This is a genomic window from Sphingomonas sp. BL-S-29 (assembly GCF_055521495.1).
This window is the reverse complement of sequence record NZ_CM145482.1, coordinates 4,144,181-4,157,977: the sequence shown is the minus strand read 5'-3', so window position 1 is coordinate 4,157,977 and position 13,797 is coordinate 4,144,181. Positions and strand designations below refer to the sequence as shown.

Annotated in this window: 12 protein-coding genes; 11 read left to right on the top strand and 1 reads right to left on the bottom strand. The window is 60.6% G+C overall.

Annotated elements, in window-relative coordinates:
* Positions 1-27 precede the first annotated feature (27 nt).
* From ACZ1I2_RS19755 to ACZ1I2_RS19740, 4 genes are all read left to right on the top strand, one after another.
* Positions 28-1,029, top strand: a complete 1,002-nt coding sequence (locus ACZ1I2_RS19755) for an acyltransferase family protein (RefSeq protein WP_465181501.1) — start codon at positions 28-30, stop codon at positions 1,027-1,029.
* Between the two features lie 230 nt (positions 1,030-1,259).
* Positions 1,260-2,561: a hypothetical protein gene (locus ACZ1I2_RS19750; protein ID WP_465172482.1), complete on the top strand. Its 1,302-nt coding sequence runs from the start codon at positions 1,260-1,262 to the stop codon at positions 2,559-2,561.
* Between the two features lie 56 nt (positions 2,562-2,617).
* Positions 2,618-3,940 (top strand): nucleotide sugar dehydrogenase, encoded by a 1,323-nt coding sequence (locus ACZ1I2_RS19745; protein WP_465176115.1) that lies wholly within the window; start codon positions 2,618-2,620, stop codon positions 3,938-3,940.
* A 1-nt stretch (position 3,941) separates the two neighbouring features.
* Complete coding sequence (locus ACZ1I2_RS19740) at positions 3,942-5,195, top strand: glycosyltransferase family 4 protein (protein ID WP_465172483.1); 1,254 nt, start codon at positions 3,942-3,944, stop codon at positions 5,193-5,195.
* Here the strand turns inward: ACZ1I2_RS19740 and ACZ1I2_RS19735 are convergent.
* Positions 5,174-6,139, bottom strand: a complete 966-nt coding sequence (locus tag ACZ1I2_RS19735; RefSeq protein WP_465172484.1) for a glycosyltransferase family 2 protein — start codon at positions 6,137-6,139, stop codon at positions 5,174-5,176. The two genes, ACZ1I2_RS19740 and ACZ1I2_RS19735, sit on opposite strands and share 22 nt — an antisense overlap.
* 252 nt (positions 6,140-6,391) lie before the next feature.
* Between ACZ1I2_RS19735 and ACZ1I2_RS19730 the strand changes: the two genes are divergently transcribed.
* The 7 genes from ACZ1I2_RS19730 (at position 6,392) to ACZ1I2_RS19700 (ending at position 13,758) form a co-directional block, all read left to right on the top strand.
* Positions 6,392-7,666: an O-antigen ligase family protein gene (locus ACZ1I2_RS19730; protein WP_465176116.1), complete on the top strand. Its 1,275-nt coding sequence runs from the start codon at positions 6,392-6,394 to the stop codon at positions 7,664-7,666.
* 175 nt (positions 7,667-7,841) lie between these two features.
* Entirely contained in the window at positions 7,842-8,411 is a 570-nt protein-coding gene (locus ACZ1I2_RS19725; protein WP_465176117.1) for a polysaccharide biosynthesis/export family protein, read from the top strand.
* 181 nt (positions 8,412-8,592) lie between these two features.
* Positions 8,593-10,704: a GumC family protein gene (locus tag ACZ1I2_RS19720; RefSeq protein ID WP_465172487.1), complete on the top strand. Its 2,112-nt coding sequence runs from the start codon at positions 8,593-8,595 to the stop codon at positions 10,702-10,704.
* A 40-nt stretch (positions 10,705-10,744) separates the two neighbouring features.
* On the top strand, positions 10,745-11,788 hold the full coding sequence (locus ACZ1I2_RS19715) for a hypothetical protein (protein WP_465172488.1): 1,044 nt from the start codon (positions 10,745-10,747) through the stop codon (positions 11,786-11,788).
* 35 nt (positions 11,789-11,823) lie between these two features.
* Positions 11,824-12,576, top strand: a complete 753-nt coding sequence (locus tag ACZ1I2_RS19710) for a WecB/TagA/CpsF family glycosyltransferase (protein WP_465172489.1) — start codon at positions 11,824-11,826, stop codon at positions 12,574-12,576.
* A 58-nt stretch (positions 12,577-12,634) separates the two neighbouring features.
* On the top strand, positions 12,635-12,868 hold the full coding sequence (locus ACZ1I2_RS19705; RefSeq protein ID WP_465176119.1) for a hypothetical protein: 234 nt from the start codon (positions 12,635-12,637) through the stop codon (positions 12,866-12,868).
* Positions 12,869-12,909: 41 nt separating this feature from the next.
* Positions 12,910-13,758, top strand: coding sequence for a M48 family metalloprotease (locus ACZ1I2_RS19700; protein WP_465172491.1), 849 nt, complete (start codon positions 12,910-12,912; stop codon positions 13,756-13,758).
* Positions 13,759-13,797: the final 39 nt, after the last annotated feature.

Below are 13,797 nucleotides of genomic sequence, written 5' to 3'. Positions count from 1 at the left end.
GCGGTACTCGTGGCGTCCGGTCATATCATGACCGAGGCGCTGCATCTTCCTGGCGGGCGGATGTTTGGGTTCGACCCAGCGCACGCCAAATATCATTTCGGTGTCGATGTCTTCTTCGTCATCAGCGGGCTCATCATGGTTTACTCGACGGCCGGGCAGTCGGCTGCTGTAGAGAATGGGGTGCGATTCTTCGTCGCGAGATTCCTGAGAATCTCGCCGCTCTACTGGGTTGTGACGTTTGTTGCCGCCTTGCTCGCTTCGACAATCGGCACGGGATTCAACCATGCGGCGCCCGATGCGGCGCGGCTGCTGACATCCCTATTCTATATTCCGTACCGCAATGAAGACGGTGATCTCTTTCCCATCGTTGGGCCCGGCTGGACGCTCAATTATGAGATGATGTTCTATGTGGTATTTGCGGTGGGCCTCGCGTTTTGGGGCAGGCGAGGATTGTGGGTGACGATCGGCGTGTTGGCGTTGATTGTGATTCTTGGGAATTTGAGCCACTCGGAGCAGCCACAACTGGCATTTTGGTCCAGTCCAATCCTGTTGGAATTCGTCTTCGGCATGCTGTTGGGTGATCTTCTTGTGAGAGGCCGTCTCGATGGTTGGCCTAAATTCATGGTATATGGGTTGCTGTTGACCGGCTTGGGCTGGTATTTGGTGCCGTGGTTCGGAGAATATGTTAGAACGGACTGGCGCTTCTTCTTCTTTGGTGTTCCTGCCGCGCTAGTTGTGGCTGCCGCGGTGATCGGAGATCGCCAGTGCTACTTCCCGCGTCTTCGTTGGGGTGAGGTGGTCGGCGACGCATCCTACAGCATCTATCTTACGCATCTGTTCACGATTCGTGGCCTCAGCATGATATGGGCCAAATTGCCCGTACAGTTGCCCGCCCATCTTTTCGTTGTCGTCGCGCTCGTGCTGGTGGTGGGGGTCGGCATTGTGGTCGCGCGCAGCGTCGAGATTCCCATGCACCACCTGACGCGTGAGTGGCTCAGGCGGCGCAGGCCGGTCGCTGCGCCGACGTAGCGCCGTTCGCCAGCCAGGTTGAAGTGCGGAAGGGCACATGCCTGAACGAACTTATGGCTCTTTTCGGTTGACGGTATTCGGGAAAGCTAGGACTTAGCTAGGAATCTGACATGGAAGGGCAGCGGAAATCAATGCAGCGAGGTGCCCCAGTCCCCCATCCCGGTGCGCCACCGCGGGTTGCCTCGACACCCTTGGCCAGGCCGGATGTTCAGGTCTCGTTGATCCCGATCATGATCGTGCTCTACGCGACGCTACTGCCACGCGAAGTCGCGTTCTTCGCTGGCGGGCTGGCATTCTATTCCGATCGTCTGGCGCTCATCATCGCGCTGCCCTGGGTTCTCTACAAGCTTTTCAAAGGCGCCATTCGTTTCGTCCTCCCGGATTTCCTCGTGGTGCTTGCCGGCATCTGGATGGTTGTCGCGCTGGCCGCCAACTACGGAATAACGAAGGGATTTATCAGTGGCGGATCACAGGCGCTCGACGCGACCGTGGGTTATTATCTTGCACGGATCAGTTTCCGATCTCTTACGGCAATACGCCGGGCGCTGATTGTATTTTCTCCCGGTCTCGCGATCGTCGGAGCGTCCATCATGGTCGAATCGATTTCCCACCAACCGATCGTGCAGCCGCTTGCCGAGGCGTTGTTTGGCAGGCTTCCTGCGTTTGCCAGTGCTGGCGATGTGGGAACGGCTCTCCAGGAAGGTGGGGGTGTTCGCATGGGTCTAATGCGTGCCAGGGGACCCTTTTCCCATCCAATCCTGGCCGGAGTCCATCTGGCGTCGATGGGTGCACTGTATGGGATGTCCGGCATCCGCGGCTGGCCAGCATGGTGCGGACGCTTCGCGTCGCTGTGCAGCATCTTCACCGTCAGTTCGGCGGCCTTCGCTGCGCTCATGATCAATTATCTCGCGATGTTTTTCGACACGGTGCAGCGTCGGTTCCGCGAACTGAGTTGGCGTCTGGCCCTCACGGTTTTTGGGGGAGGGCTGCTTGTCATGCAGCTCACGACCAATATTGGCGCGATCGGCTTCGTCCAGCGCTATCTCGTGTTTGATTCATCCACCGCTTTTTTCCGGGAGCTGATCTGGACATATGGTTCAGCATCGGTGCGCAAGCATCCGTGGTTTGGCGTCGGGTTCGAGGACTATGAGCGACCGGTCTGGATGGTCACCACCAGCATCGACGCGCACTGGCTGCTGCTGGCGGTCCGCTTCGGCCTCGTCCCGGCGGTTGCGTTGATCTGGGCTACGGTGATGGCGATTTCCGCGCTGGCCAAGGCGAGCGTCCATGTTTCTTATGTCAACCAGCGTTTCTACCGGGGTATCGCCATCTCGCTAACCGGCTTTGCGCTGATGATGTTCACCGTGACGCTCTGGGGTTCGGCACTGTCATGGTTCAACCTCCTGCTGGGAACCTGCGTAGCGTGCGCCCAGCGCGCCTATAGTCTGGGCTATCAGCCACCAATAGTTTCCGACGCAAAGCGCGGGGTACCGCGGTCACGCGCAGGTCGGAACTTCGCGCTCGGCAACTAAAGACTGGGATATCGACATTAGACGCTTGTGCGACGCAAAAAGATCGGCATTAGTCGTTGTGCGGCGCAACATTCGTTGGCTGGCATGGAATCCGGGGGCAGAGCAGGGTGAAAGTCGCAATCTTCGGGCTGGGTTATGTTGGCTGCACGGCCGCAGGCTGCATCGTGAGCCAGGGACACCAAGTTGTCGGCATCGATGTCAGCCAGGAAAAGGTCGACGCCTTGAACGCGGGTCGCTGCCCGATCGAGGAGCCCGGCCTTGGCGACCTCATTCGCGATGGCCGTGCTGCCGGCCTGCTCTCGGCGGCAACCGAACCGGGTGACGAGTTGGCCGACGCCGACATTGCTATCGTCTGCGTCGGTACTCCAAGCGGTCCTGATGGTCGCCACGACATGCGCTATATCCTGTCGGTCACGCGCGCGATCGCCGGCGCGCTGCCGGCCGATCGCGCCCGACCGCTGACGCTTGCCTATCGCTCGACGATGCGGCCCGGAACCATGGCCGACATGATTCGGCCGATGATCGAGGCGCGATTCGGCGATGCCACCGATTCGATGGTGGAACTGGTCTACAACCCCGAATTCTTGCGCGAATCCAGTGCGATCGCGGATTATTTCGCGCCGCCCAAGATCGTGATCGGAACCCGGGATGCAAGCCCGTCCGAGATGATGGACCAGCTCCATCACGGTATCGAGGCGCCGATCTTCCACGTCGAATGGGCGACGGCCGAGATCACCAAGTTCGTCGACAATACCTGGCACGCGGTCAAGGTCGCCTACGCCAATGAGATCGGCCGCATCTGCAAGCGGCAAGGCATCGATCCTGCCGCAGTGCACGCGATCTTCAAGTCCGACACCAAGCTCAACCTGTCGGCCTATTATACCCGTCCGGGCGGAGCATTCGGCGGGTCATGCCTGCCCAAGGATGTGCGTGCGCTCAAGGCGCTTGGTGAGGACCTCGGCGCCGGCATACCCCTTATCGACCATCTGGTGGACAGTAACGAGACGCATAAGGATTTCGTCGCCGCTGCCGTGCTGGAGCGGCTGGGCGAGGGGCGGACGGTGCTTCTTTCCGGCCTCGCGTTCAAGGCGCGTACCGATGATCTGCGCGAGAGCCCTAATGTCCATATCGCCCGAGCGCTGATAGCCGCCGGCAAGGAGATCAGAATCTACGACCCGGCTATCACCGCGGACCGACTGGTAGGGCAAAATCTGGGCTATGCCTTCACTCAGCTGCCCTCGCTCGAGCGGTTGCTCATTGATGGCGTGACTGCCGCGGCGTCTCAATTCGACCTGGCGATTCGCACGAACGCAACCTTTGACGATCTTTCGCTCCCCCCTGGCACGCCAGTGATGGACGTTGAAAGGCTCGCCTTCTGAAATGCAGCTAGCCGAAACCTCATCAGTCGAGCATTGGCGGGCGACCTACGATGTCTTGAAGGCCCAGCCGCTGGCGGGCAGGCATGTGTTGATGGTAGTTGAAAACCTGCCGGTGCCATTCGATCGTCGTGTTTGGGCCGAGGCCCGCACGCTGGCGGCCGCTGGCGCCAAGGTGTCGGTAATCTGCCCGACCGGCAAGGGCTTCGATTCCGCGTACGAGATGATCGAGGGGATCGAGATTTGGCGTCACCCGCTTCCCCTCGACGCGAATGGGGCCGTCGGCTACCTGCTCGAATATGGCGCAGCCCTGTGGTGGGAAAGCCGGCTTGCGTGGCGTATCTTCCGCAAGAACCGGTTTCATGCGATCCATGGCTGCAATCCGCCTGATCTCATCTTCCTTGTCGCGTTGCTGTTCCGCCCCTGGGGCGTGCGCTACCTGTTCGATCATCACGACATCAATCCGGAGCTCTACGAAGCCAAGTTCGGCCGGCGCGGCTTCTTCTGGCGGTTGATGGTGCTATTCGAGAAGCTGACGTTCCGCGCTGCGCGGGTCAGCATCGCCACCAATCAGAGCTATCGGCAGATCGCCATCGAACGTGGCGGAATGGACCCGGATCAAGTGTTCGTTGTGCGCTCGGGGCCAGATCTCGCCAAGGTGAAGCCGGTACCACCCAATCCGCGCTGGCGTAACGGGCGCCGCTATCTGGTCGGCTATGTCGGCGTGATGGGCGCGCAGGAGGGGATCGACCTGCTGCTCGAAAGCATCCGTCACCTCGTCCACGGTCTCGGACGAGCCGACATTCAGTTCGGGCTGGTCGGTGGTGGGCCCGCACTCGATGAGTTGAAGCAACTCGCGGTCAAGCTTGATGTGGCGGACTATGTGACCTTTACCGGCCGCGCGCCCGATGCCGATTTGTTCGAACTGCTTTCGACTGCCGACATCTGCGTGAATCCCGACCGCGTTAATACCATGAACGATCTGTCGACCATGAACAAGATCATGGAATATATGGCTTTCTCCAAGGCTATCGTGCAATTCGAAGTACGTGAGGGGCGGGCCAGCGCGGGCGAGGCATCGGTCTATGCTACACCCAATGATCCGGTCGATTTCGCGACCAGGATCGTCGCCCTGCTTGACGATCCGGAACGATGTGAGCGGATGGGCTCGTTCGGCCATGATCGGGTTCATAGCGAGCTTGGCTGGGACAAGCAGATCGCACCGCTGATAAACGCCTACCAGCGATTGTTCGCCTGACGCTTGGGCGCGCTCCATATCCGGCGCCGCGCCCATACTTCACCCCACATCTCCGCCGGCTCACGCAGCCGCCCTATGATGCCTGCAGCTAGTCGATAGAGCAGGGCGCGCACGCCGACACCGATGATCATCAACCCGCATGTGAAACGTGACTTGATCGTGCCCATGGTGCGGCGCGCGAGTTCGACCTTTGCTTCGCAAATCCGCATTCGCGCATCGTAACGGTTGGATGCGCTCGCCTGGCCATGGTGGATGATCGTGGCAGTAGGTGTGGTGCGCGGCAGTGCCCCGAGCCGCCGCGCCCGTCCGCATAATTCGGCTTCCTCGCCATACATGAAGAAGTCCGGCGCAAACCCTCCGAGCTCTTCCCAGAACGAGCGCTCGATGAGGAAGAAACAGCCTGAAACGATATCGACTTCCCGTTCGGTGGACCGATCCCAGCCGCCAAGCCCTTCCGGATTGAAGAGGTTGCTCCGCGGGAACAGCAGCGTGAGGCCGGCTGCGAAGCAGAAGGCGCTCCAGGTGCCGAACGCGCCCCACGCCGAGCCGATGTTGAGGCTGCCGTCGGCGAAGATCGTCCGACCGCCCCAGATCCGCGCTTCGGGCCGTTTGGCGGCAAAAGCCATCAGCCGGTCAACCGCTTGATCGAGAACGACCGTATCGCTGTTGAGCAGCAGCAGGTAGCGTCCGCGTGCTCTCGCGGCGGCAAGGTTGTTTGCGTGCCCGAAGCCGTGATTGATGGGCTCTGCCATCAGCCGGACCTGTGGAAATGTGGCAGCGATCGCATCGGCCGATCCGTCCTGCGATCCATTGTCGACCAGGATTGTCTCGAAAGTGACTCCCCTGGTCTGCGCGTACAGCGATTCGAGACAATCGATCGTCATCGCCCGCGTATTCCAGTTTACGACAAGCACCGAGAGGTCTGGATCGGGGCCTTCAGTCACATCGCCCCCACCATGCCGAGCCCAATTTGTGGCCATTTTCTATATCCGACGGGAGAACTTGCCAATAGCGGCGGGACTTTCTATTGCAGTGCGGCATAGGGGCTGATCAACACAATGCTAGCTGCGTCTCGTCATGATCAGGGCCATTGGAGTCGCGGCGTGGAGTCTCCGTGGGGCGCGTGGTTGGTCGCCGCTTCACTGCTCACGCTCCTGGCCCTGGGCGGCTCGAATCAGCAGAGCGTGGCACCCCGTATGATCAGCATCGGCATAGGGCTGACGCTCTTGGGAGTGGCGCTCTACAGGCTCGACTGGCGACAATTCTATGCAGAAGACCGGTTGCTCTCTTGGGTGCTGATGGGAGTGGGCGCGCTATTCGTGATCCAACTCGTGCCGCTGCCTCCGTCGATCTGGTCCGCATTGCCGGGGCGCGATCTGTTCGTCTACGGCGACCAGTTGATGGTGGGTGTTCTGCCGAACCGTCCTGTCAGCCTCGACCCCGACGCGACAATTGCTGACGCTGTCTTCCTTTTCGCGCCACTCGGCGTCTACGCCTTTCTCCGGGCTACCCAGAGAGATAAAAGCATCGAACAATTCTTCGCAATATTCGTCGTTTTTGCGGGTTTGTCGCTGCTTCTGGCATTGGCGCAGGCATTTTTCGGGTCGGGATTCTATCTCTACGAAACCAGATCGGCGACCCCGACGGGTCTCTTCGCCAACCGCAACCATCAGGCGATCATGTTTGCGTGTGCGATCCCGATCAGCGCTGCATTCATCATACGGCACGGCTTGGGCGATCGCTTCGCTGAGCGCGCGGGCCTGCCTGCCCCGACCGGTCGGTGGATCATTTGCATTATGATCTTCGGCATATTCTCCATCGGTGCCTTGCTCACCGGATCGCGTACCGGCAGCCTATTGCTGGTCCCAGCAATAGGCGCTGCTGCGGTGATTGGTAACGGGTTGCCCGGCGTGTCTAGGCGTGCGTTGCTGATTGTTGCGGGGATCCTGGCGGTGGGGACGATCGCACTGACGATTCTGCCCAATATGGGAGGTCCGCTTGGCCTTGTCTTCTCGCGAGCGATCACGGGGGAGGAGGATCGATTCAGCTACTGGCCGGCGGCCTTTAACGCCGCCATGGTGTATTTCCCGGTCGGGAGTGGAATCGGCACGTTCGATCAGATCTTCCAGGTGCATGAGCCGGTCGGCTTGCTCGCGCCACTGCACCTCTATAACGCCCATAATGACTGGCTTGAGTTAATGCTGGAAACGGGCTTGTTTGGGCCTGCGCTGGGTATCGTTTTTTTGGTGTGGCTGGCGCGGCGGATGTCTCAGGTGTGGCGGCGGCCGGGAATCGATGCGGTGCTGCCCAGGGCGGCGAGCGTCGTTATCCTGCTCCTTCTACTCCATTCTGTTGTCGACTATCCCTTGCGCATGACGGCGCTGGCGACGCTATTCGCAGCCGCGGTCTGCGTGTTGGCGGGCCAAGCGCAGACCGTATCGAGATTGCGGACCGGTGAACTTTGTGGGTAACTGGTTTCGAAGTTGGCTGTCCTTACCCGCGCGTTGCTCGGGCCATGAACGAGGTTGGTTCCAGATGAAAAGATTGATTGGGGCATCCCTTGGCCTGCTTCTCTGCGCGTGCAGCGGCTCGCCGCACCCGCAACAGGGTATTGTACGACCCGCGGGGGACTCCATCGCACCCGAATTGCTCGTCGCCGATCTCACGAACGCGAAGATAGAGAGTGGGGATCAGTTGGCAGTCCAGGTCTATCGCGAGCCCGAACTGTCGCTCGCCGCCGTCACTGTGGATCCTTCGGGCAACATTGAAATGCCGCTGACGGGCACCACCGCCGTGGCTGGGCTGACCGCAGCGCAATTGAGCGCCCGTATCCAGGGGGATATGGCGCGTTTCGTCGTCTCGCCGCGGGTTACGGTGAACATCACCTCCTATAATTCGCGCACCTTCACCGTCGAGGGCGAGGTAAATAATCCTGGTGTGTTCCAGTATCAGAATGGCATGACGCTGCTGTCGGCTGTCGCGGTTGCAAAGAGCCCGACACCGATTGCGAGGACCGCGGAGGTCAGCGTCATCCGCACGACGCCGACAGGTCGGTATCTCGGCGTGTTCGACCTGGAAGCGATCCGCGCCGGCCGCATGTCCGATATTCAGTTGCAGCCCAAAGACTATGTGGTCGTTGGCCGATCGGGACGACGCGAATTCTGGCGCGGCTTCCTGCAGGTCGCACCATTGGTTGGGCTTTTCACGAAGTTCTGATGTCCCTTCCAGCTACTCTGAGCGACGCCCCGAGCGCCAAGGATTGTTGTAACCAATGGCTAATTTAGACCGTTACCTGCCTGTCTCGGACGATCGTGACGGCGCGGGCGCAATCTCCTCCCCGTCGGATATGGGGTCGCACTCCGAGGAGACTCGGGAGAGTTCAGGATTTTCCATCAGCTTGGCCGACATTCGCGCGATGGCGTGGCGGCAACGCTGGCCGGCCGCGATCATTGTCGTCGCGGCGGTCCTTGTCGGTATCGTCATCACGCTGCTCATGACGCCGATCTATCAGGCCCAGTCGACCGTGCAGATCAAGCAGGAGTCGACGAACATCGTCCAGGGGCAGGACGTCAATCCCGCCACTAGCATCGCCGATGCGACACGGTATCTTCAGACGCAGCAGGACCTGATCGCCAGCCGTTCGATTGCGGAGCGTGTCGCCGACAAGCTGAAGCTCGATCGCAGCGATGATTTTATCGTGGCGATGAAGGGCAAGCCTCTCCAGGGTCAGGTGCCCGCCAGCCAGCTTCGCAGCGCCCGACATGAGCGTGTGGTCGCACTCCTGGCCGGGAACGTTTCGACGACGCTACCCATGGGCTCGCGCATCCTTGCGCTCCATTTCAATAGCCCTTCGCCGCGTTATGCAGCGCTCGTTGCGAACGCCTATGCGGAAGCTTTCATCGAACAGAATGTCGAGACGTCGTTCAACTCGAGCAAATACGCGCGCGACTTCCTGTCGCACCAGATCGAGGCGGCCCGCTCACGGTTGTCCGAGTCGGAGCAGAAGTCGATTGAATATGCTCGCAACACACAACTGATCGATGCCAGCGACGCAGCAGCATCGCGTACAGAGGAGGGATCTGCGGCGGGCCGGTCTCTGACGACTGCCAGCCTGGTTGGACTCAATCAGCAGCTGGGCCAGGTCCGGGCGGATCGTATTGCGGCCGAGAGCCGCTGGCGGCAGGCCCAGGCGAGTTCGCTGCTGCAACTGCCCGAAGTCGTATCGAATGCGACCGTGGCGACACTGCAGCAGCAGCGTGCTGACGTCGCGTCCCAACTCAACCAGCTGCGCGCGCGCTATGAGCCGGATCATCCCGATGTGAAGCAGGCGCAGGCACGGCTTGCGTCCATCGATCAGGCGATTATGCGAACTGCAACAAACATTCGGGAGTCGCTCCAGAATGCTTATCTTGCCGCGCAACGCCAGGAAGCCAATATCAGTAGCGGTATCCAATCCGCGCGCGGGGACGTGCTCGGCGAACAGCAGCGCCGCGTTCAGCTCAATCTCCTTGCGCAGGATGTGTCGACGAATCGTCAGACCCTGAACGATCTGTTGCAGCGCTACAACCAAGTGAATGCGGCGTCGGGAATCATCAATAACAACCTGTCGTTGGTGGATGAGGCGATTGTGCCGGGCGCGCCGATCAAGCCGAACGCGTTCCGCAACATTCTGACCGCGTTGGCGATCGGCATCGCGCTGGCGATTCTCGCTGGGCTCCTGCGTGAAGGCATAGACGATACTGTGCGGTCGCCGGAGGATGTCGAAAACAAGCTAAGGCTCCCAGTGCTTGGTAGCGTGCCGGTAGCGGGCTCCGGGGAAATCACCGTCGAGAACATCGTCTCGAACCCGAAGCTGGCGATGGCGGAGGCTTATTTCTCCATCCGGGCCGCACTCGACTTCTCGGCAGCTCACGGCCGACCGCGCAGCTTCCTGGTGACGTCGAGTGCTCCCTCGGAGGGAAAGACGACAACCGCGTTCGCGCTCGCAGTCGACTATGCGAGAATGGGGCTGCAGACGCTGTTGATCGACTGCGATCTCCGCCGGCCGGGTGTGCACCGCCTTGCGCAACTTCCCCTGGCCGAGGGGTTGGTCGACGTGTTGTCGGGCGCAATGCCGCTTGAGAAGGCCATCAAGAAGGTGCCGAATTCCGCGCTCAGCATCCTCACCGCAGGCAAGGTTGCCAGTAACTCGGTGCAGATATTCTCGAGCGATGTTTTCGAGAACTTCCTTGAGGCGCAGTCGGAAAAGTTCGACATCATCATCCTCGATACCGCGCCTGTCATGGGCCTCGCCGATACGCCACTGATAGCGCGCTCGGTCGAGGGCATCGTCCTGGTGGTCGAGGCCGGTCGCGCCCATCGTGGCCAGGGAAAGAATACGCTCAAGCGACTGCGCGACACCGGCGGCCGCATTCTCGGTACGGTCATCACCAAGTTCGATGCACGCTCGAGCGGCTATGGCTACAATTATTACCTGTCTTATTACGACTATAAGGGGGAAAGTGCCTGAGATGCGGGTCGGTCGCCTTATAATGGCGGTTGGAGTCCCCGTGGTGCTTGGCTTGGTCAGCTATGTGAGCCTGGCCGGCGCGGCCATGGCGCGCAGCAATCGGCCTGAACTCGGCTGGTCCCTCCCGTTCGGCAGTGGTGAGGCACTGGCCGTGGCTGCGCGCCGGGAGGCGTTGAGAGGCGCGGCGACGCCGCAAATCGTGCAGCTTTCAGTCGCCGCCGTCGCTTCTTCGCCGCTGCATCATGAACCCTTCTTCGCGACGTCGCGCGTGGTGCCACGGCCCGATCTCGCCGAAGCCCTGCTCATGCACGCGCACGCGTTGTCGAGACGCGATCGTCCGATGCTGGAAGTTTACGTCGCCAGTTTGCGGCGGCAGCGCGACATTTCCGGCGCGGTCGCGGTGTTCGACGAACTGTTCGCCCAGACAACCGGGCCCGAACCTTATTTCGCGATACTGGGCGACATGCTTGCCAACCCCACCGCGCGTGCAAGCGTTGCAGCGATCTTTGCACGAAAACATTCGTGGCGCAGTGCCTTCTTCGGGCAGATCGATCCTTCCCCCGGTCAAGTCGAATCGATCAGGCTGCTGCTCGCAGATATGCGGCGCCGCGGTACGCCTCTGCCAGACTCCGTGCTCATTCCATTGGTGCAGCGCCTTTCCTTCGGCGTTACAGGCCACAAGGTCGATGGGTGGCGCATCTGGAGCACGCGGAGCGGCGCGGACCCCCTGAGCTGGCCGGGGAGCGATGCGCCAGAGGCAATGCCTTACTCCTGGTCTGTTCCGGACGAACTCGCCGGGCGGGTGACGTTTGGCAATGGTGCGCTGCGGTACGACATCGAGGGCGCCGCCGGGGCGATCGTGGCGAAGTTGACGACAGCCTTCCCGGCAGGGCAATATCGTCTCGCCATCGCTGCTGCCGACGCGCGCGTGCGGCTGCAAACATCCTGCGGTAGTGGCACTACTTCCTTCGCGAGCGGCGCCGTGATCGCACTCGACACGAACTGTCCTATCCAGGCGCTCGCATTATGGGTACCATCTGGCAGCGAAACAGTGAGCAAGGTCGGCTTGACGCCGCTTCATTGAATGCCCGAGTCTATGCTCTCCGTACGGCTGGTTTGATGGAAGTCATCGAGTTCCTTGGAATCCGTTTCGATAGTCTCAGCTTCGACGAAGCATTGGCGGCGATTCAGGTGCGGCCTTCAAATGGGGCGTTTCGCTATGTCGTCACGCCGAATGTCGACCACATCGTCCGCTTGCACGAGAGCAAGGATCCGGAAGTCAAAATAGCCTATGAGGCTGCAGATCTGTGCTTTTGCGACAGCCAGGTCCTGCGGTTGCTGGCGCAACCTTTTGGCATCCAGTTCAGCACAATCACCGGGAGCGATCTGGTGCTGAGGCTCATCCCAGGTATGATCTTGCCGGGTGAGACGATCAATCTGGTGGGCGGCGACGCTGAGCTCGCTGAGCGGTTGCGGCGAATCCTGCCGGACACGCGGATTACCACGCACTTTCCTCCCATGGGGATGATTGAAAATCCCGCGGCAATGGCGGCGGCGGTCGATTTTATGCGATCGAATGCGGCGAGCTATCATTTGTTATGTTGTGGTTCGCCTCAACAGGAAGTGGTGGCCTATCGCGCAAAGCTCGATGGCAGCATCAGCGGCACTGCGCTGTGTATCGGCGCAGCCGTCGAGTTCCTGGTAGAGCGCAAGCAACGTGCGCCGCTCGTGATGCGGCGCATGGGGCTCGAATGGCTTCATCGGCTGGTGAGTGAGCCGCGGCGACTATGGAGACGGTACCTTATCCGAAGCCCCAAAGTGCTCCCGATCATACTGGGCTGGGCGTTTATGCCGCACCTGCGAAAGAAGTGACTTGCTTTGCTGGCGATTCGAAGGTATCTCCTCACGTAGGAATTAACGGAGACCCACTATGAAAACCATTCAGAAGTTGGTTGCGACGATTGCTGGTGTGGCTCTCGTGGGGTCGCCGGTCGCAGCCCTCGCGGCGCCTGCACCCTATTCCGGACCGTCGGTTGTTGAAAGCGTCGACACGGGCAAGGGCGACAGCTTTTTCGGCGTTGCGCCGATTTTCTTCATCCTTGGCTTCGTCGTGATTGGCGGGGTGATTATCGTTGCCGTCGATGATTCGCGTAGCAATCGCTAAGCGGCTGGCACCTATTTTCGAAGTGTAATGTGGGCTGGGAAATGCGTTTCCTGGCCCCATTTTTTTTGCTCATATTTGTTGGCTCGGCACAGGCGCCTGCGGTGCTGCGCCCGTCCGGTGGAGATTTTGAGCAACGCGTAACTGCGTACAAGCGTATGGTCTCCGTGCTGTACCGCTTGTCACGGACGGCGGTGAATCAATGTCCTGGCGAATCGATCGCTGGGCTTGTGCTCGATCATCCCGGTATGTACGCGCCCCGCGATCGTCCGTTGGTCGGGTTCTCTGATGGCGTCCCGTTTCCGCGTATCCTTGCCGTAGCCGATTCGTCGCCCGCCGCCGACGCGGGACTCGCTCGAGAAGACGCGATCCGCTTGATTGGCGCGTTGCCCGCCCCGCACCCAGCAACTGATGGCGGCCTCGCTGCTGTTGAAATGACGATTAAGATGATTGCCGAGCAAGGCCGCGATGGGCACCTGGCTTTGCAGGTGGAACGGAATGGGGAGATACGGTCAATCGCATTGTCGCTAGACCCCGGCTGTGACGTGTGGCTCGACTTGACACGAAGCAATAAGGTCTCCGCGCGATCGCGCGGGAGCTGGATACAGCTGTCCGAAGCGACGATCGCGCTCCTGCCTAAGGATGGTGAACTGGCCTTCGTCCTTGGGCATGAACTTGGACATATCGTGCTACGACGGCGAAGCGAGCGAGCGGGTCGTGACGTCGAGCGACGGGTCGACGATCTTGCACTCGGCTGGATGCGAGAGGCGGGTTACGCTCCGCAGGATGCACTGACCGCGATCGAGAAAATGGCGGACGATGCGCCATTGGGCACCTCTTGGGGTGTCCGTAAGCGCATCTCGCACTTGCGAGAAGAGATCACGCCACGTTAGAGGCTTTGGGTGGCGATCCCATCAACGCGCGTTGAGCGG